Here is a 17,669-nt window from a genome sequence, read left to right as displayed (position 1 = left end):
GGGGGTGGGGGTGGCGCCCGCGTTGCCCGCGGTGTTGGTCACCCCGCTGACCGTGCTGTCCAGGGTGTCGGTGACCGTCGAGAGTGTGCCGCCGGTCACGCCGTTGACGACGTCGGTGACCCCGTCGACGACTTGGCAGAGCCCGTTGGCGACCCCGGAGAGCGGCCCCCGGGAGTCGCAGTCGGCCGCCCGCGCGGGGCTCGCCGCGAGCAGGGGCATGCCCCCGCTGAGCGCGAGCGCCAGCGCGCCGGCGGAGATCGCGGACGCGTGACGTCCGATCCCCATAGAAGTCCCTCCCCATCCCAGCAAGCGCAATGCTTACTTGGTTCGCTCCAGTTTTTCCGCCGCGCCGGGGAATTCCGCTGAAAGTTGCGATTCGGTATCGACGCGTAATACGCGAGGCCCCCTCTCGTTCCTGACTGAGACCTTGCGCGCCTTAACGGAGAGTGGCAAGACGGTCACGGCTCGTGGGCTCAGGAGGAGACGTCGTCCAGGGCTTCCCTGATCTCCCACGGGAGGGTGAGCTTCTCGGACTGGAGGACGCCGAGCAGCTGGGCGTGGGTGCGGGCGCCCACGATGGCGGACGACACGCCCGGGCGGTCGCGGATCCAGGAGAGCGCCACGGCGAGCGGGGAGACGCCCAGGCCCTCGGCGGCGGTGGTGACGGATTCGACGATGCGGCGGGAACGTTCGTCCAGGTACGGCTGGACGAAGTCGGCGAAATGGGGCGTGGCGGCCCGGGAGTCGGCGGGGATGCCGGTCCGGTACTTGCCGGTGAGCACGCCCCGGCCCAGCGGCGACCAGGCCAGGATGCCGGCGCCGACGTGGGCGGCGGCGGGGAGCAACTCGTCCTCGACCTCCCTGGCGACCAGGGAGTACTCGACCTGCGCGGCGACCAGGGGGGCCCGCCCGGGGGCGCCGCGTTGCCACGTTCCCGCGGCGGCCAGCTGCCAGCCGGCGTAGTTGCAGACGCCCGCGTAAGCCGTACGGCCGGAGGAGACGGCGGTGTCGACGGCGGCGAGCGTCTCGTCGAGGGGGACGTCGGGGTCGAAGGCGTGCAGCTGCCAGAGGTCGAGCTCGTCCAGGCCGAGGCGGTCCAGGGAGGCGTCCAGGGCGCGGATCAGGTGGCGGCGGGAGGCGTCCTTGCCGCCGGGGGTGAGCACCGCCTTGGTGGCGACGATCAGGCCGGCGCGGGGGACCACCTCGGCTAACAGGCGGCCGATCAGGCGTTCTGCGTCGCCTCCGGCATACACGTCGGCGGTGTCGATCAGCGTGCCGCCCGCGTCGGCGAACGCGGTGAGCTGAGCCGTCGCCTCGTCGGCGCCGGTGTCACGGGCCCAGGTCATCGTGCCCAGGCCGAGCCGGGACACCGAGAGCCCGCTGCGCCCGACAAATCGCTGATCCATTGTGAGTCAGAGTATCGTGCCGAAGGCTCTAAGCTGGCCGATCGTGGACGTTCTCCAGGCCATCGTGCTGGGCATCGTGCAGGGGCTCACCGAGTTTCTGCCGATCTCCAGTTCCGCGCATCTGCTCATCGTGCCCAAGCTGCTCGACTGGCCCGACCCGGGGGCCGCCTTCACGGCGGTGATCCAGCTCGGCACCATGCTGGCGGTGCTGCTGTTCTTCTGGCGCGACATCGTGCGGATCAGCTGGACCTGGCTGCGCAGCCTGCGCGACAAGGAGCTGCGGAGCAGCCTGGACGCCCGGATGGGCTGGTACATCATCCTCGGCACCGTCCCGATCTCGGTGGCGGGGCTGCTGTTCGCGGACGCGATCGAGGGCCCGGCCAGGAACCTGTGGCTGAACGCCAGCATGCTGATCGTGTTCGGCCTGATCCTGCTGGTGGCCGAGCAGTGGGGGTCCAAGCGCAAGGAGCTGGAGGACCTGACCCTGAAGGACGGCCTGATCATCGGCGCCTGGCAGATGCTGCCGCTGATCCCCGGCGCGTCCCGGTCCGGGTCGACGCTGACCGGCGCGATGTTCCTCGGCTACACCCGGGAGGCGGCGGCGCGTTACTCGTTCCTGCTGTCCATCCCGGCGGTCGTGCTGTCCGGCATCTTCGAGATGCGGCACGTCGGCGACGGCGGCGGGCCGCCGCTGGTGCCGACCATCATCTGCACGATCGTCTCGTTCATCGTCGGGTACGCGTCGATCGCCTGGCTGCTGAAGTGGGTGGCCAAGCACTCCACCAACATCTTCGTGATCTACCGCGTGTTCGCGGGGTCGCTGCTGCTGACCCTGCTCTCGCTCGGCGTGATCACCCCATGAGCACCCTGCTGCTGCTGCGGCACGGGCTGACCGAGCTGACCGGTCCCGTCCTGGCGGGCCGCGCCCCCGGCGTGCGGCTGGACGAGCGCGGCCGTGAGCAGGCCAGGAAGGTCGCAGAACGGCTGGCCGGTATTCCGCTCGACGCGATCGTCTCCAGCCCGCTGGAGCGCTGCCAGGAGACCGCGGCGGCGGTCGCCGCCGGGCGCGGTGCGGAGATCCACACCGATGAGCGGTTCATCGAGTGTGAGTACGGCGACTGGACCGGCCGCAAGATCGCCGAACTGGCGAAGGAACCCCTCTGGCAGGTCGTGCAGGCGCACCCGAGCGCCGCCGTCTTCCCGGCCGGAGAAGCACTGGCCACCGTCCAGCACCGCGCCGTGCAGGCCGTACGGTCCTGGAACGAACGCCTGGGCGACAAGGCCACCTATCTGGTCTGCAGCCACGGCGACGTGATCAAGGCGATCGTGGCCGACGCGATGGGTCTCCACCTGGACCAGTTCCAGCGCATCACCGCCGACCCGGCCTCGGTCACAATCATCAGATACACCCCCATACGCCCCTTCCTGCTCAAACTTAACGAGACTGGAAATATCACTCTGCCCGAACAGGGTTCGGCAGACAAAGATGGGGGAGAAAACATCACCGGGAGCGATGCCGCCGTCGGCGGCGGAGCTGGGACCACGTAGGGTCTGGTTATGCCGGTCTTCGACTACGATCCGCCAGACAGGTTCGTGGCCGGTGCCGTGGGGCAACCGGGCGCGCGGACCTTCTTTCTGCAGGCCCGGGGGCAGGGCAGGGTCACGACGGTCTCGCTGGAGAAGTTTCAGGTGGCAGTGCTGGCCGATCGACTCGACGAGCTGCTGGACGAGGTGCTGCGCCGCAGCGGCGGGCGCGCGCCCGTCCCGGCCGCGGCCTCCGTCGAGCTGGCCGACATGGCCCCGCTGGAGATGCCGATCGACGAGGAGTTCCGGGTGGGCACGATGGCCCTGGCCTGGGACCCGGAGACCGCGCAGGTGATCATCGAGGCGCAGGAGGCGACGGCTGAGGACGACGAGGAGGAGGACCCGCTCTTCGTCGACCCGGAGCGGCCCGCTCCGGCCGTGCTCAGGGTCCGGATCAGCCCCGCCCTGGCCCGCGCGTTCAGCCGCCGCGCGCTCGACGTGGTGGCGGCGGGCCGCCCGCCCTGCCCGCTCTGCGGCCAGCCGCTGGACGCGGAGGGCCACATCTGTGTTCGTCTCAACGGTCACCACCCCGGGGGTTTGACTGCATGACAGCGGAGAGCGCCGAGGAAGGTCCGGGTCTTGACGACGCCGCGGCCATGCGTCTGCTGCGCGAAGGCAGGCTGGAGGTGGCCGGCCGGCTGGTCGAGGCCACCAACATGACGCTCTACTGCACCATCAGCCAGGGCGATCAGCTCGCCGCGTGCGTGTACAAACCGGTCCGCGGTGAGCGGCCACTGTGGGACTTCCCCGACGGCACGCTGGCCGCCCGCGAGGTGGCCGCCTACGAGGTGGCGGCGGCCACCGGCTGGCGCCTGGTGCCGCCGACCGTGTACCGGGACGGCCCGTTCGGGCCCGGCATGGTGCAGCTGTGGATCGACGCCGACCCGGAGGCCGACCTGATGGCCCTGGTCCGCAGCCGCCAGCCCGCGCTGCGCCGGATGGCCGTGTACGACGCCGTCGTCAACAACGCCGACCGCAAGGCCGGCCACCTGCTGCCGCTGACCGACGGCCACATCTACGGGGTGGACCACGGCGTCTGCTTCTCCGAGGAGGGCAAGCTGCGGACCGTGCTGTGGCAGTGGCGGGGCAAGCCGCTGCCGCGCGAGGCGGTGACCGTGCTGGTGACCCTGGAGCGGGAGATGGAGCGCGGGCGGCTGGGGCGCAGGTTGCGCGAACTGCTCACCGCCGCCGAGGTCGAGGCGACCTGGAACCGGGTAAGGAAACTGCTGGACACCGGCGTTCACCCCTACCCGTCGGAGGACTGGCCGGCCATCCCGTGGCCGCCGATCTAGACGGGTGACACTATTTCGGGCACTCTGCATGAGTCTCTACCGATAATGGAGGGAACGGGCATTGTGTACGGTGATCGTGAGTGTCGAACCCGACGCGGAGGTGCCGGTCCTGCTGGCCGGGGTTCGTGATGAGTTCGTGGCGCGGCCCTGGATGTCGCCGGCGGCGTACTGGCCGGATCATCCGGCTCTGATCGCCGGCCGGGATCTGCTGGCCGGGGGCACCTGGCTGGCGGTGAATCCGGGCACGCGGCGGGTGGCGGCGTTGCTGAACGGCGGGGGGCGTCCGGCCGGGCTTGAGGTCCGGTTGAGCCGCGGGGATCTGCCGTTGAAGGCCGCCGACGCCGGCGAGATGCCGCACGTGGATCTATCGAGGTACGACCCTTTCTATCTGGTCGTCGCCGGGCTGGACGGGGTGCGCCTGTGGACCTGGGACGGCGAGCGGATCAGTGAGGAGAAGCTCAGGCGCGGCCTGCACGTGATCGTCAACACCGGCAGGCCCGCCGAGGAGGAGAACGCGCGAGTCGGATATTTCCGCCCCAGGTTCGCGCAGGCCGCCCGGCCCGCGCTGATGACCGGGGGAGCGCCCGAACGGTTCTGGGGCGACTGGCTGCGGCTGGCCAGCGGCGACGGGGTGCCCGACGACGATACGCGCGCCCTGGTGGTCCGGCACGCGCTCGACGACGGCCGCGTCTACGCCAGCCTCTCGGTCACCCTGGTGGCGCTCGCCGAGTCCGGAGTGCGGTACGACTTCCTCCCGTTTCCCGAGGATCCGCGCACCTGGCACACCGTGGATATACCGGCGCAGGGGCGCGGATAGGCTCAGTTCATGCGATCGTGGCCTGCACCGAACATCCCCCGGCTGCCCGGTTCCGGGCACCCCCTGCGCCTGTACGACACCGCCGCACGGCAGGTCAGGGCCACCACCCCCGACGGCGCCTCCAATGACGAAGCCCGGATGTACGTCTGCGGCATCACCCCCTACGACGCCACCCACCTCGGCCACGCCAACACCTACCTCGCCTTCGACCTGGTCAACCGGGCCTGGCGGGACGCCGGCCACGACGTGCACTACACCCAGAACGCCACCGACGTGGACGATCCGCTGCTGGAGCGCGCCGATCAGACCGGCGTGGACTGGCGCGAACTCGCCGCCGGCCAGATCGACCTGTTCCGCTCCGACATGGCGGCGCTGCGCATCGTCCCGCCGCGCGAGTACGTCGGCGTGACCGAGGTCGTCGACCAGGTGGCCGCCCTGATCGAGCGGCTCGGCGACGCCGTCTACCGGGTCGGCGGCGACGTCTACTTCGCCCGCTCGGCCGCCCCCAAGTTCGGCGCGGTCTCCGGCCTCGGCGAGGACGAGATGCTGGCGCTGTTCGCCGAGCGCGGCGGCGACCCCGGCCGCCCCGGCAAGCGCGACCCGCTGGACTGGCTGCTGTGGCGGGCCGAACGCCCCGGCGAGCCGTCCTGGCCGTCCGCGTTCGGGCCCGGCCGCCCCGGCTGGCACATCGAGTGCACCGCGATCGCCCTGGCCAACCTGGGCAGCGGCTTCGACGTCGCGGGCGGCGGCAGCGACCTGGTGTTCCCGCACCACGAGATGGGCGCGAGCGAGGGCCACGTGGCGACCGGCGAATGGCCGTTCGCCCGGGCGTACGTGCACGCGGGCATGGTCGCCCTGGACGGCGAGAAGATGTCCAAGTCCCGCGGCAACCTGGTCTTCGTCTCCAAGCTCCGGCAGGGCCACGACGCCATGGCGATACGGCTGGCGCTGCTCGCCCACCACTTCCGCGCCGACTGGGAGTGGACCCCCGCCGACCTCACCCGCGCCGAGGAGCGCCTGGCCCGCTGGCGCGCCGCCATGGCCCGCCCGGCCGGACCCGATGGACTGGCCCTGCTCGAACGGGTCAGGGACCGGATCGCCGACGACCTGGACGCGCCTGGCGCGCTGGCGGCCATCGACGAATGGGCGGCGGGCGAGGGAACCGACCAGGACGCCCCCGCGCTGGTCCGCGACACCGCCGACGCGCTCCTCGGGATCCTTTAGCGGATGTTCTCCCCGGCGCCGATCGTGGGGCCGTGGTCGAAGTAGTGGGCGGGCCCGGGCAGCGGCCCCCAGTCGGGGACGGCGCGGCGGAAGCCGTAGCGGTAGTAGGTCTGGTAGCCGCGGTCGAGACGCTGGGTGATCATCTCGCGGAGCTGCGGGAGGTACTCGTAGAGCTTGTCGCCGGGGCAGGAGGTGGCGTTGACGTCACGGTGGCCGATGACGGCCACCTCCGGTTCGAGCTCGTAGTGCCAGCAGAGCCAGGTGAGCAGCTTGGCCAGGGCGTCCAGGGCGCGCTGCGGCGGCAGCTCGGCCATGTAGGTGCCCTCGGTCTCGATGCCGAGGGTGTGCCGGTTGTGGTCGGCGGCCTGCGCGCCCACCACGTGCCGCCAGCGGTCGACGGCGCGCATGGTGCGGTTGCGGCCCTCCATGATGTAGCCGCCCCTGCTGATGGTGAACTGCTCGCCGATGTCGTCCCAGCCGTTGTGGCGCATGTGGTAGCGCTGGATCGCCCGGGACAGCCCGAAGGCGGCCTCCAGGCTGATCTCCTCGTGGTTGAGCGTGGCCGTGTGGTGCACGATCAGCCGGTCGGGCACCCGGTTGAGCACGACGGCTCGGGATTTCGGCGGGCGGGCCTCCCATTCCCTACGGAGGTATATTCTCGGCCGCCTCGGCAGCAGCGCCGCGCCGACCGGCATGATGGTTTCGCCGGGGATGACCGGCGGGCCGATCGGCGGGACCGAGGCCTCGGCGGGAGCTGCCAGGAGCACCGCTCCCGCCAGCCCTCCGCCGATCGTCAGGAACGATCTGCGTGCGACGGACATGGTGGCGACCTCCCGAGTGGTGTGAAACCTCGGGGACCCCACACGTCACGGGAGGTCGTCGCAACTGTATATCCCCACCGGTCACTCCGCGTAACCGGTTTTCTCAGACGAGGGCCAGGAAACGTTCGCGTTCCTCGGGGGCCAGGTGGTCGCTGAAGAGCACCCCGTCCAGATGGTCCACCTCGTGCTGGAGCACCCGGGCCAGCATGCCGATCGCGCGGACGGTGACCGGTTTGCCGAACATGTCGCGGCCCCGGGCGACCACCGAGAAGGAGCGCTCCAACGGCCACCACAGGCCGGGCGCCGACAGGCACGCCTCGTCGGCGACGATGCGCCGCTCGGACAGCTCCAGCCGCGGGTTGACCACGTGGCCGCCCTTGCCGTCGTATTCGAAGACCACCACCCGGAGCGGCAGGCCCAGCTGCGGCGCCGCCAGGCCGGCCCGGCCCGCGCCGGAGCGCATGGTGAGGGTCAGCGCCTTCACCACGTCGCGCAGCGCGCGGTCGAAGACGGTGACCGGCTCGGCCACACCGCGCAGCGCCGGATCGGTGAACGGGCGAATCTGTCGGGCTGTCATGCACGCTCCCCGCGGCGACGGCGACACCTGTTCTGGAATTCCCCGTCGCGGACTTCGCCAATCCTCGTTAATTCCATGTTGCCGCGGTGCGTCGTATGAGTTGCGTGTTTCCCGAGTGCGTCACTCGTAACGGGCGCACTGTTACCAATCGTCAATGTGCGTAACGCTCGCCGCCTACTTTCTGGGGGACATCCCCCAAGGAAAGGGCACGAGATGGCCTGGATCAGTGATTGGCGACCGGACGATCCGGAGTTCTGGGCGGCGTCGGGGCGTAAGGTGGCCCGCCGCAACCTGATCTACTCGATCTTCGCCGAGCATCTGGGTTTCACGCTGTGGACGGTGTGGAGCATCGTCGCGGTCAAGCTGGGGTCGTACAAGTTCTCCACCGACCAGCTGTTCTGGATCGTGGCGCTGCCCAATCTGGTGGGGTCGGCGCTGCGGATTCCGTACACGTTCGGGCCGGCCAGGTTCGGGGGGCGGAACTTCACCGTGGTGAGCGCGCTGCTGCTGCTGGTGCCCGCGGTGCTGCTGGCGGTGGCGGTGAACGATCCGGCGACGCCGTACTGGATGTTCCTGGTGATCGCGGCGACGGCGGGGCTGGGCGGCGGGAACTTCGCCTCCAGCATGGCGAACATCACCTACTTCTATCCGCAGGCCAGGCAGGGGTCGGCGCTGGGGCTGAACGCGGCCGGGGGCAACATCGGGGTGTCGTCGGTGCAGCTGGTGATGCCGCTGGTGATCGGCGGGTTCGGGCTGGCAGCGGCGGGGCTGTTCTGGGTGCCGTTCATCCTGGCGGCGGCGGCCGGGGCGTACTTCTTCATGGACAACCTGAGCACGGCCAAGGCCGAGCCGAGGGAGATGGCGCAGGCGGCGGGGAACCCGCAGACCTGGGTGATGTCGGTGCTGTACATCGGGACGTTCGGCTCCTTCATCGGCTACTCGACCGCGTTCCCGCTGCTGATCAAGTCGCAGTTCGCCGAGCACGCGGAGCTGATCACGCTGGCCTTCCTGGGGCCGCTGGTCGGCTCGCTGATCCGGCCGCTCGGCGGATGGCTGTCGGACCGGCTCGGCGGGGCGACGGTGACGGTGTGGAACTTCGTCGCGATGGCGGGCGCGGTGCTGCTGGTCTACTTCGGGCTGGCGCAGCACAACTTCGTGCTGTTCTTCGCCGCCTACATGCTCCTGATCGGTACGGCGGGCGTGGGCAACGGCTCCACCTACCGGATGATCCCGGCCATCTTCCGCGCCAAGGCCGTCGCCGGCCTGGAGCCGGGCACCGGCGACTACGAGGAGGCGGTCCGGATCGGCCGCAGGGACGCGTCCGCGGCCATCGGCTTCATCTCGGCCATCGGCGCCTTCGGCGGATTCTTCATCAACCGCGGCTTCGGCACGTCGATCGCGTCGACCGGCGGCGCGGGCGCGGCGATCACGGCTTTCGCCGTCTTCTACGTGGTCTGCTGCGCGCTGACCTGGTTCTGCTATCTGCGCACGGTCGGCGAGCGGCTGGCCCCCAGCCTCGCCGCCGCCCGGGTGTGAAGTTTCTCACCGGCGGCCGGACGCCGTCGTGAGCATCGGTTAGCGCCTTGTAGCACAGCGGTAACAGAAGGGACCCAGCGGTGAAACGGCCTGAAAGCACCATCGGACCCATGCCTGTCTCACTTTCCGGCGCGCCGCCTGTGATGTCGCGGCTCCCCGCCGGATGCCCGGACGGGAAAGGGGCGAGCGCATGACGCGGATCGTGGTGGTCGGTCACGGCCCCTCGGCCTACCGGCTGGTGGAGTCGCTGCGCGGCTTCACGGGATCGATCACGATTCTGGGGGAGGAGCCGCGACCGGCGTACGACCGGGTGGCGCTGACCTCCTATTTGGCGGGTAAATCCGCTGAAGACCTGACATATCCGGTTCCGCAGGGGGTCACCCTGCGGCTCGGCTCCCGGGTGACCGGCATCGACAGGGCTGCCCGCACGGTGACCACCGCAGATGGTGAAATTTCGGCATACGACGTGCTGGTGCTGGCCACCGGCTCCGCGCCGTTCGTGCCGCCGGTGCCCGGCCGGGAGCTGCCCGGCTGCTTCGTCTACCGGACCATCGACGACCTGGACGCCATCGCGGCGGCGGCCGCCACCGCCACGGCCGGGATCGTGGTCGGCGGCGGGCTGCTCGGCCTGGAGGCCGCCGACGCGCTGCGCGGGCTCGGCCTGGACACCCACGTGGTCGAGATGAGCCCCTGGCTGATGCCCCGCCAGGTCGACGAGGGCGGCGGCGCGGTCCTCCGCGACCACGTGGAACGCCTCGGCCTGACCGTGCACGCCGGAGCCGGGGTCACCGAGATCGCCGGGCCGGACCGGGTGACCGGCCTGCTCAAACCGGACGGCGAGCTCATCCCTGCCCAGATCGTCGTCTTCTCCGCCGGGATCCGGCCGCGCGACGAGCTGGCCCGCGCGTCCGGCCTCGCGGTCGGCGAGCGCGGCGGCATCGTGGTCGACGAGGGCATGCGGACCTCCGATCCGAGCATCTACGCGATCGGCGAGTGCGCGCTGGCGGGCGGCCAGATCTACGGCCTGGTCGGGCCCTGCTTCACCATGGCGGAGGTGGCCGCCGACCGGATCAAGGGAGGCGTGGCGAGCTTCCACGGCGCGGACCTGTCCACCAAGCTCAAGCTGCTCGGCGTGGCCGTCGCCCAGTTCGGGCAGATGTCGGGCGCGCTCGACGTCACCTACATGGACCCGGTCGCCGGGGTCTACAAGCGGCTGTTCGTCAGCGACGACGCGACCACCCTGCTGGGCGGCATCTGCGTGGGGGACGCGGCGCCGTACGACACCTTGCGGCCCTTCGTCGGCAAACCGCTGCCCGGAGCCCCCAGCGACCTGCTGTTCACCGGCGGCGGCCTCACCCTGGACCTGCCCGACGACGCACAGGTCTGCTCCTGCAACAACGTCCGCGCGGGCACGGTCCGCGCGGCCGTGCTCGACCAGGGCATCACCGACGTGCCCGGGCTCAAGGCGTGCACCCGGGCCGGCTCCACCTGCGGCAGCTGCGTCCCGCTGCTCAAGCAGATCCTGGTCAAGTCCGGCGTCCCGGTCAGCAAGGCGCTCTGCGAGCACTTCACCCAGAGCCGGGCCGAGCTTTTCGAGATCGCCCAGGTCCGCGGCATCGCCACCTTCACCCGGCTGATCGAGGAGCACGGCACCGGCCGCGGTTGCGACATCTGCAAGCCCGCCGTCGCCTCCATCCTGGCCTCCCTGCACAACGCGCACGTCCTGGACGGCGAGCACGCCGCCCTGCAGGACACCAACGACCACTTCCTCGCCAACATCCAGAAGAACGGCACCTACTCGGTGGTGCCGCGCATCCCCGGCGGCGAGATCACCCCGGACAAGCTCATCGTGATCGGCGAGGTGGCCCGCGACTTCGGCCTCTACACCAAGATCACCGGCGGGCAGCGGATCGACCTGTTCGGCGCCAGGGTCGAGCAGCTCCCGCTGATCTGGCGCCGCCTGGTCGACGCCGGCTTCGAATCCGGCCACGCCTACGGCAAGGCCCTGCGCACCGTGAAGTCCTGCGTCGGCTCCACCTGGTGCCGGTACGGCGTGCAGGACTCGGCCGCCCTGGCGATCCTGCTGGAGACCCGCTACCGCGGCCTGCGCTCCCCGCACAAGCTGAAGTCCGCCGTCTCCGGCTGCGCCCGCGAATGCGCCGAGGCCCGCTCCAAGGACTTCGGCGTCATCGCCACCGAGAACGGCTGGAACCTGTACGTCTGCGGCAACGGCGGCTTCAAGCCCCGCCACGCCGACCTGCTGGTCTCCGACGTCGACACCGCCACCCTGATCCGCACCATCGACCGCTTCCTGATGTTCTACGTCCGCACCGCCGACCGCCTGCAGCGCACCTCGGCCTGGCTGGAGGCCCTGGACGGCGGCCTGGACCACCTGCGGGACGTGATCGTGAACGACTCGCTGGGGCTGTGCGCCGACCTGGACGCCCAGATCGAGCGGCACGTGGCCGGATATTTCGACGAATGGCGGGCCACTCTCGACGACCCTGACAAACTCCGGCGCTTCACCAGTTTCGTCAACGCGCCCGGGGTGCCCGACCCGTCCATCGCCTTCGTCACCGAACGCGACCAGATCAGACCCGTGGGGGTGAGCTCGTGAAGCGCTGGATGTCCGTCTGCGGCTACGCGGACCTGATGCCGGAACGGGGGGCCTGCGCGCTGGTGGGGGCCGAGCAGGTCGCGGTGTTCCGCACCTTCGACGGCCGTCTCTACGCCACCGGCAACCGGGATCCGTACAGCGGGGCGTACGTGCTGTCGCGGGGCATCGTCGGCACCAGAGAGGGGGAGCCCACCGTGGCCTCCCCCATGCACAAGCAAGTGTTCTCCCTGGTCACCGGCGCCTGCTTGGACGACCCGGCGACTTTTATCCCGATATTTCCGATTCGTGTCACCAGTGGGATGGTAGAGGTGAGCGTTCTGTGACCGCGCTACTCGAAGAAGCTCCGGCGCAAGCTCCGGCGGACACGCCGGTGGAGCTCGGATCCCCCGAGACCGCGCCCGACGCGCTGGCCGGTTTCACCATCGGGGTGACCGCCACCCGCCGCCGCGAGGAGTTCGCCGCCCTGCTGGAGCGGCGCGGCGCCCGGGTGGTCCGGGCCCCCGCGATCCGGCTGGTGCCGCTGGCCGAGGACGCCGACCTGCTCGCCTCCACCCGGGAGTGCCTGGCCAACCCCGTCGACGACGTGGTGGTCACCACCGGGGTCGGATTCCGCGGCTGGATGGCCGCGGCCGAGGGCTGGGGCCTGTCCGGCGACCTGGCCGGGCACCTCACCGGGGCCCGCCTGCTGACCCGCGGCCCCAAGGCGCGCGGCGCGGTCCGCGCGGCCGGGCTGACCGACCACTGGACCCCCGCGACCGAGTCCTGCGAGGAGGTCAAGCAGTACCTGCTCGCCCAGGACCTGCGCGGCCGCAGGATCGCCGTCCAGCTGCACGGCGAACCGCTCACCGGCTTCGTGGCCGAACTGCGCGCGGCCGGGGCGCTCGTGACCGAGGTCCCCGTCTACCGCTGGCTGCCCTACCGGGACACCTCGCCGCTGCGCCGCCTGGTCAGCCAGGCCGTCTCCGGTTCGGTGGACGCGGTCGCGTTCACCAGCGCCCCCGCCGTGCTGGCCATGCTCAACGCGGCCCGCGCGGACGGCCTGGAGGACTCCCTGGTGGCCGCCTTCGCCGGCCCGGTGGTGGCCGCCTGCGTCGGCCCGGTGACCGCGCAGCCGCTGCTGTCCCGGGGCGTCCCGGTGATCCAGCCGGACCGGGCCAGGCTCGGCTCGCTGGCCCGCGCGCTGGCCAGGCACCTGCCCGAGCACAGCGTCACCCGGCTCATCGCGGGGCAGCACCAGCTGGAGATCCGCGGCCACGCGGTGGCCGTGGACAGCGAGCTCAAGCCGCTGCCGCCGGCGCCGATGGCCGTGCTCAAGCGCCTCGCCGACCGGCCCGGCCACGTGGTGTCCCGGGCCGAGCTGCGCCTGGTGCTGCCCGGCGGGCCTTCCAGGGACTCGGCCGAGCACGCCGTGGAGATGGCGATCACCCGGCTCCGCCGCGCCCTCGGGCCGAGCGGCATCGTGGAGACCGTGGTCAAGCGCGGCTACCGGCTGGCCTGCGAGCGGGACGAGGCATGACCACCCTGATCATGGCCGGGCACGGCGCCAGGGACGGCCAGTGGTCGGCGGTCCTCGCCGACCTGGCCGGCCGGGTCCGCCGCCGGCGCCCCGGGCACCGGGTCCGGCTGGCCTTCCTGGAGCTCAGCTCGCCGCCGCTGGCCGACGTGCTGGCCGCCACGGTGGGCCCGGTGGCCGTGGTGCCGCTGCTGCTCGCGGGCGGCTACCACGCCCGCGCCGACCTGCCCGAGGTCGTCGCCCGGGTCCGCCCCGACGCCCGGGTGGCCGCTCCGCTCGGCCCGCACCCGCTGCTCACCGCCGTGCTGGCCCGCCGCCTCACCGAGGCCGGGCTGCGCCCCGGCGACGCGGTCGTGCTCGGCGCGGCCGGTTCCAGCGACCCCGCGGCCCTCGACGACGTCCGGGCCGCCGCCCGCCTGCTGTCGGTACGGCTGTCGCGCCCGGTCACCGCCGCCTTCGCGACCGGCGGCACCCCCACCCTGGCCGAGGCCCTGACCCGTGCCAGGACCACCCGGACCGGGCCGCGGGTGGCCGTGGCCTCCTACCTGCTGGCCCCCGGCCACTTCCAGAACCGGCTGGCCGAGAGCAGCGCCGACCTGGTGTCCGCGCCGCTCGGCGCCGACGACGACCTGGCCGCCCTGGTGTGGGCCAGATTCGACGAGGCTCAGGCCTCCAGCCGGAGCTCGCGGACGATGTCCTCGGCACTCTCGTCCCGGGAGGGCTCGGAGTCCGCGCCGGTGAACATCTCGTAGTACGCGTGCCGGAAGCACCCCGCCAGCAGCAGCCGGGCGGTGGCCTCCGGCTTCACCTCCGGCCCGATCCGGCCCAGCGCCTGCTCGGCGGCGAGGTAGGCGGCCAGCGGCTCGATCTCGGCCTGCGGGCCCAGCTCGCTGTCCCTGAGCGCCTGCCGGAACCGCACGGTCAGGGTCGGCGACACGAACGCGGGCATCGCGGTGGCCTGCACCTCGGCGTAGTACTCGATGCCCGCCTTGGCGATCGGCAGCAGGTTGTCGGTCACCCGGCCCTTGCCGGCCAGGTGCGACAGATCATGCAGGATCCGCAGCCACATCGGCAGCCGGTCCTGGAGCAGGGCGAGAAAGGTGTCCACCGCCTGCTGCGGCGTGGTGCCCCGCAGGTGCGGGTACGCGGCGCCGCCGTCCGCGGCGGTGCTCGACTTCATCAGAACGGCCATCTTCAGGACGCGCTGCCGCGTCTCCTGTGCTCTCTGGTGAGGATCGGGTTGGGCAGTCGGCATGGTCGCCCTAAGGTGCGCAGGCCAGTTGTAGCGGCAATTATTACCGCAAATCCCGATGAAATACGAGAAACCCCGGTGATTGGGTTTGAGAGCGATTATCCGAGCCGGACTCGGGATTTATCCGTCGGTGCCCCGGTCGCGGCGGCGCAGATAACGCTCGAACTCGGCCGCGATCGCGTCGCCGCTCGCCTCGGGGAGTTCGGCGGCGTCCTTGCGCTCTTCCAGCTCCCGCACATACTCGGCGACCTCGGAGTCCTGCGAGGCCAGCTCGTCCACCCCGGTCTCCCAGGCCCGCGCCTCTTCGGTGAGGTCCCCGTACGGCATGGGAATGTCCAGCATGTCCTCTACCCTGCGGAGTAGCGCCAGAGTGGCCTTCGGGTTCGGGGGCTGGGCGACATAGTGCGGAATGGACGCCCACAGTGAGACCGCCTGCATTCCGGCGCTGCCGAGCGAGTGCTGCAGCACGCCGACGATGCCGGTCGGCCCCTCGTATTTGGTCGGCTCCAGGTTCAGCACCCGGGCCAGCCCGGGGTCGCTGACCGAGCCGACGATCGGCACCGGGCGGGTGTGCGGGGAGTCGTTCAGCAGCGCGCCGAGCAGCAGCGCCAGCTCCACCCCCAGGTCGTGGCAGAGGCCGACGATCTCGGCGCAGAAGCTGCGCCAGCGCATGTTCGGCTCGATGCCGCGCAGCAGCACCACGTCCCGCTTGGCCCCGGGCGGGCGGGCCACCAGCAGCCGGGTGGTCGGCCAGGTGATGGACCTGGTCAGGCCCTCGCCCAGCTCCACGATGGGGCGGGTGACCTGGAAGTCGTAGTAGTCCTCCGGGTCGAGTTCGACCAGCGGGGTGGCCTTCCACTCCGCTTCGAGGTGGGCCAGCACGCCGCTGGACGCCTCGCCCGCGTCGTTCCACCCTTCGAACGCGGCGATGAGCACCGGATCGACGAGCTCAGGGAGCCCTTCGAGCTCGATCAAGCCGCCTCCTCACGTAGTCGTGAGGCTAAGACTATTCGGAGTGACGGCTCAAGCGTTATCTTCGCGCGGGAAGGACCGCACAACCCCGGTGTTCCCGGGATAGTTGGACGGTGTGTCCAATTGGTCACGTTGTGCTCCCGATAGGCTTGGCGCGTAGCCGGCAGACCGTCATGCGTACCGGACTGCACGCCTGAATTCTCCCGAGGGGTACAACGCCGTGGACGCGGTTCTGTTCGACATGGACGGCCTGCTGGTCGACACCGAGAAGGTGTGGTTCGAGGTCGAGACCGAGGTGGTGGAGCGGCTCGGCGGCTCCTGGGGGCCCGAGCACGGGGCCGCCCTGGTGGGCGGGTCCTGGGACAGGACCGTCGCCTACATGCTCGACCTCACCGGGTCCGACGCGCCGCCGGACGAGGTCGCCCGCTGGCTGCTCGACGGGATGGTCGAGCGGCTGCTGGTCGAGGTCGAGCCGATGCCGGGGGCGCTCGAACTGCTCGCCGAGCTGAACGACGCCGGGGTGCGGACCGGCCTGGTCACCTCCTCGCTGAAGCCGGTCGCCGACGCGGTGCTCGACGTGGTCGGGCGGGACCGGTTCGCGATCGTGGTCACCGCCGACGACGTGGCCAGGACCAAGCCGGACCCGGAGCCGTACCTGACCGCGGCCCGGCTGCTGTCGGCGCGGCCGGAGTGCTGCGCGGTGCTGGAGGACTCGCCGAACGGGGTGGCCGCGGCCACCGCCGCCGGGTGCCGGGTGGTGGCGGTGCCGAGCGTGGTGCCGATCCCGGCGGCGCCGGGACGGCTGGTCGTGCCGTCCCTGCTCGAAGTCGATTTGAACGTGCTGCGGGCGCTGTTCTAGGCGGTTGCCAGGAAAGGGGCGAGGTCGCCCCTGTCGTGCACGCCGAGTTTGGTGTAGACGCGGCAGAGGTGGTTGGCGACTGTTCTGGGGGACAGGACCAGCCAGTCGGCGATCTCCCGGTTGGTCAGGTTCCAGGAGGCGAGTCTGGCCACCTCGATCTCGCGGGCGCTGAGCTCGCCGCTCCAGCGCTCCGCCCGCGTCTCGGGGGCGGCTACCAGGCGGGCGAGTCTGTCGGGGGTACGCGGCGCGGTGGCACGTTCCCGGGCCACGCCGGCCAGGATCGGGTTGGCCAGCCGGGCGCGCGGAGGCGTGCGGACGATCAGGCCGCGCCGCTCCAGCCGGGCCACCGCCTCCCGGTCGGCCAGCTCCAGCAGCACCTCCAGGTCGACGGGCTCGCCCAGCGCGACCAGGCCGACCGCCTCGGACTCGGCCGGGTCAAGCTCGGCCAGCTCGGCCTCGGCCAGGTGCCGCAGCCGGGGAGTGAGAGTCAGCTCGCCCTGCCACTGCCACTGGCCGTGGATCCGGGTCATGGTCACGCCGCCGGCCAGCTCGCCCAGGAGCCGGATGTTGCCGCCGCTGGCGTGGTGCAGCCGGCGGGCGGTGCCCACCTCGACCGGGCCGCCCAGCGCGGCGGCCAGCAGCAGGCCGGTCTCGCGCGGGTTGAGCGGGGCCAGGTCCACCCGGTCGACCAGGCCCTCCCGCCAGAGCGCCAGGATCGGCTCGGGCACGGGGACGCCCGACCGGACCGTCGCCGCCAGCCGGGTGCCGCGCTCGGTGACCAGATGCCGTACCAGCGCGGCCGAGTGCGGGTCGAGCAGGTGGGCGTCGTCCACCTCCAGGACGGCCGGAGCCTCGCCGAGCGCCCTGATCGCCCAGCCGAGCGGGTTCACCGGGCACGCCGGGTTGCCCAGCAGGCGGGCGAAGGCCCCGAAGGGCACGTCCGCGCCGGCGCCCCGGACGCGGGCGCGGCTCCCGTGCGCGCCCGCGGCCGATTCGGCCAGCAGGCGGGTCCGCCCGGAGCCCGCCGCGCCGAAGATGAGGATTCCGCCGCCCGCGCGTAAGGCCGAGCGGACCAGATCGCGTTCCGCCGCTCGGCCGGTGAAAGGCCACATGAGCTACCTCCGGGAGATCCCTTGTCGTTGATCTCGACGTTAGGAATCCGGCGTTCCCGGCGGATCCGTGTGAACCCCCGGGCTGTA

19 protein-coding genes are annotated in these 17,669 nt (G+C 71.5%); 12 read left to right on the top strand and 7 right to left on the bottom strand.

What is annotated here, in order from left to right; translation table 11 throughout:
- Both Acor_RS30430 and Acor_RS30425 read right to left on the bottom strand, forming a co-directional pair.
- On the bottom strand, positions 1-285 hold a 285-nt coding region (locus tag Acor_RS30430), incomplete at its 3' end, for a hypothetical protein (RefSeq protein WP_422664843.1).
- 188 nt (positions 286-473) lie between these two features.
- Entirely contained in the window at positions 474-1,406 is a 933-nt protein-coding gene (locus Acor_RS30425; RefSeq protein ID WP_155340205.1) for an aldo/keto reductase, read from the bottom strand.
- Between the two features lie 43 nt (positions 1,407-1,449).
- Between Acor_RS30425 and Acor_RS30420 the strand changes: the two genes are divergently transcribed.
- The 6 genes from Acor_RS30420 to mshC all read left to right on the top strand — a co-directional run bounded on the left by Acor_RS30420 (position 1,450) and on the right by mshC (position 6,323).
- Entirely contained in the window at positions 1,450-2,268 is an 819-nt protein-coding gene (locus Acor_RS30420; protein WP_174876221.1) for an undecaprenyl-diphosphate phosphatase, read from the top strand.
- The gene (locus tag Acor_RS30415; protein ID WP_155340204.1) at positions 2,265-2,954 is read left to right on the top strand and encodes a histidine phosphatase family protein; all 690 of its coding nucleotides are present in this window, start codon (positions 2,265-2,267) and stop codon (positions 2,952-2,954) included. The genes Acor_RS30420 and Acor_RS30415 overlap by 4 nt, the downstream gene beginning before the upstream one ends.
- Before the next feature lie 9 nt (positions 2,955-2,963).
- A complete protein-coding gene (locus tag Acor_RS30410) occupies positions 2,964-3,539 on the top strand; it encodes a DUF3090 domain-containing protein (protein WP_155340203.1) in 576 nt (191 codons plus the stop codon).
- Positions 3,536-4,282: an SCO1664 family protein gene (locus Acor_RS30405; RefSeq protein WP_155340202.1), complete on the top strand. Its 747-nt coding sequence runs from the start codon at positions 3,536-3,538 to the stop codon at positions 4,280-4,282. Before Acor_RS30410 ends, Acor_RS30405 begins: the two co-directional genes overlap by 4 nt.
- 76 nt (positions 4,283-4,358) lie before the next feature.
- On the top strand, positions 4,359-5,099 hold the full coding sequence (locus Acor_RS30400) for an NRDE family protein (RefSeq protein ID WP_246239336.1): 741 nt from the start codon (positions 4,359-4,361) through the stop codon (positions 5,097-5,099).
- Positions 5,100-5,108: 9 nt separating this feature from the next.
- Positions 5,109-6,323 (top strand): cysteine--1-D-myo-inosityl 2-amino-2-deoxy-alpha-D-glucopyranoside ligase, encoded by a 1,215-nt coding sequence (gene mshC, locus Acor_RS30395; protein ID WP_155340200.1) that lies wholly within the window; start codon positions 5,109-5,111, stop codon positions 6,321-6,323.
- Here mshC and Acor_RS30390 read toward each other — a convergent pair.
- Together Acor_RS30390 and Acor_RS30385 are read right to left on the bottom strand one after the other, a co-directional pair.
- The gene (locus Acor_RS30390) at positions 6,320-7,144 is read right to left on the bottom strand and encodes a peptidoglycan recognition protein family protein (RefSeq protein ID WP_155340199.1); all 825 of its coding nucleotides are present in this window, start codon (positions 7,142-7,144) and stop codon (positions 6,320-6,322) included. The genes mshC and Acor_RS30390 overlap by 4 nt on opposite strands.
- 103 nt (positions 7,145-7,247) lie before the next feature.
- Positions 7,248-7,721: a peptide deformylase gene (locus Acor_RS30385; RefSeq protein ID WP_155340198.1), complete on the bottom strand. Its 474-nt coding sequence runs from the start codon at positions 7,719-7,721 to the stop codon at positions 7,248-7,250.
- Positions 7,722-7,934: 213 nt separating this feature from the next.
- Between Acor_RS30385 and Acor_RS30380 the strand changes: the two genes are divergently transcribed.
- The 5 genes from Acor_RS30380 (at position 7,935) to Acor_RS30360 (ending at position 14,139) form a co-directional block, all read left to right on the top strand.
- On the top strand, positions 7,935-9,257 hold the full coding sequence (locus Acor_RS30380) for an MFS transporter (RefSeq protein ID WP_155340197.1): 1,323 nt from the start codon (positions 7,935-7,937) through the stop codon (positions 9,255-9,257).
- Between the two features lie 190 nt (positions 9,258-9,447).
- A complete protein-coding gene (nirB, locus tag Acor_RS30375; RefSeq protein WP_155340196.1) occupies positions 9,448-11,874 on the top strand; it encodes a nitrite reductase large subunit NirB in 2,427 nt (808 codons plus the stop codon).
- Positions 11,875-11,882: 8 nt separating this feature from the next.
- Positions 11,883-12,197, top strand: a complete 315-nt coding sequence (gene nirD, locus Acor_RS30370) for a nitrite reductase small subunit NirD (RefSeq protein WP_155340213.1) — start codon at positions 11,883-11,885, stop codon at positions 12,195-12,197.
- Positions 12,194-13,390: a uroporphyrinogen-III synthase gene (locus tag Acor_RS30365; RefSeq protein WP_308805698.1), complete on the top strand. Its 1,197-nt coding sequence runs from the start codon at positions 12,194-12,196 to the stop codon at positions 13,388-13,390. Before nirD ends, Acor_RS30365 begins: the two co-directional genes overlap by 4 nt.
- Positions 13,387-14,139 (top strand): sirohydrochlorin chelatase, encoded by a 753-nt coding sequence (locus Acor_RS30360; RefSeq protein WP_155340195.1) that lies wholly within the window; start codon positions 13,387-13,389, stop codon positions 14,137-14,139. The genes Acor_RS30365 and Acor_RS30360 overlap by 4 nt, the downstream gene beginning before the upstream one ends.
- Here Acor_RS30360 and Acor_RS30355 read toward each other — a convergent pair.
- The gene (locus tag Acor_RS30355; RefSeq protein WP_155340194.1) at positions 14,052-14,579 is read right to left on the bottom strand and encodes a hypothetical protein; all 528 of its coding nucleotides are present in this window, start codon (positions 14,577-14,579) and stop codon (positions 14,052-14,054) included. The two genes, Acor_RS30360 and Acor_RS30355, sit on opposite strands and share 88 nt — an antisense overlap.
- A gap of 180 nt (positions 14,580-14,759) precedes the next feature.
- A complete protein-coding gene (locus Acor_RS30350) occupies positions 14,760-15,614 on the bottom strand; it encodes a PAC2 family protein (protein WP_155340193.1) in 855 nt (284 codons plus the stop codon).
- A 217-nt stretch (positions 15,615-15,831) separates the two neighbouring features.
- Between Acor_RS30350 and Acor_RS30345 the strand changes: the two genes are divergently transcribed.
- Complete coding sequence (locus Acor_RS30345; RefSeq protein WP_155340192.1) at positions 15,832-16,470, top strand: HAD family hydrolase; 639 nt, start codon at positions 15,832-15,834, stop codon at positions 16,468-16,470.
- Here Acor_RS30345 and Acor_RS44830 read toward each other — a convergent pair.
- On the bottom strand, positions 16,467-17,582 hold the full coding sequence (locus Acor_RS44830) for a helix-turn-helix transcriptional regulator (RefSeq protein WP_155340191.1): 1,116 nt from the start codon (positions 17,580-17,582) through the stop codon (positions 16,467-16,469). The two genes, Acor_RS30345 and Acor_RS44830, sit on opposite strands and share 4 nt — an antisense overlap.
- Positions 17,583-17,669: the final 87 nt, after the last annotated feature.

This window comes from Acrocarpospora corrugata (assembly GCF_009687845.1).
In the GTDB taxonomy this organism is placed as follows: domain Bacteria; phylum Actinomycetota; class Actinomycetes; order Streptosporangiales; family Streptosporangiaceae; genus Acrocarpospora; species Acrocarpospora corrugata.
This window is presented reverse-complemented; position numbering and strand designations above follow the sequence as displayed.

Excerpts from the sequence above, each read along its gene's own strand:
- Acor_RS44830 (WP_155340191.1), bottom strand. The coding sequence starts at position 17,582 with ATGTGGCCTTTCACCGGCCGAGCGGCGGAACGCGATCTGGTCCGCTCG.
- Acor_RS30380 (WP_155340197.1), top strand. The coding sequence starts at position 7,935 with ATGGCCTGGATCAGTGATTGGCGACCGGACGATCCGGAGTTCTGGGCG.
- Acor_RS30410 (WP_155340203.1), top strand. The coding sequence starts at position 2,964 with ATGCCGGTCTTCGACTACGATCCGCCAGACAGGTTCGTGGCCGGTGCC.
- Acor_RS30415 (WP_155340204.1), top strand. The coding sequence starts at position 2,265 with ATGAGCACCCTGCTGCTGCTGCGGCACGGGCTGACCGAGCTGACCGGT.
- Acor_RS30390 (WP_155340199.1), bottom strand. The coding sequence starts at position 7,144 with ATGTCCGTCGCACGCAGATCGTTCCTGACGATCGGCGGAGGGCTGGCG.
- Acor_RS30355 (WP_155340194.1), bottom strand. The coding sequence starts at position 14,579 with ATGGCCGTTCTGATGAAGTCGAGCACCGCCGCGGACGGCGGCGCCGCG.
- Acor_RS30425 (WP_155340205.1), bottom strand. The coding sequence starts at position 1,406 with ATGGATCAGCGATTTGTCGGGCGCAGCGGGCTCTCGGTGTCCCGGCTC.
- nirD (WP_155340213.1), top strand. The coding sequence starts at position 11,883 with ATGTCCGTCTGCGGCTACGCGGACCTGATGCCGGAACGGGGGGCCTGC.
- mshC (WP_155340200.1), top strand. The coding sequence starts at position 5,109 with ATGCGATCGTGGCCTGCACCGAACATCCCCCGGCTGCCCGGTTCCGGG.
- nirB (WP_155340196.1), top strand. The coding sequence starts at position 9,448 with ATGACGCGGATCGTGGTGGTCGGTCACGGCCCCTCGGCCTACCGGCTG.
- Acor_RS30360 (WP_155340195.1), top strand. The coding sequence starts at position 13,387 with ATGACCACCCTGATCATGGCCGGGCACGGCGCCAGGGACGGCCAGTGG.
- Acor_RS30385 (WP_155340198.1), bottom strand. The coding sequence starts at position 7,721 with ATGACAGCCCGACAGATTCGCCCGTTCACCGATCCGGCGCTGCGCGGT.
- Acor_RS30405 (WP_155340202.1), top strand. The coding sequence starts at position 3,536 with ATGACAGCGGAGAGCGCCGAGGAAGGTCCGGGTCTTGACGACGCCGCG.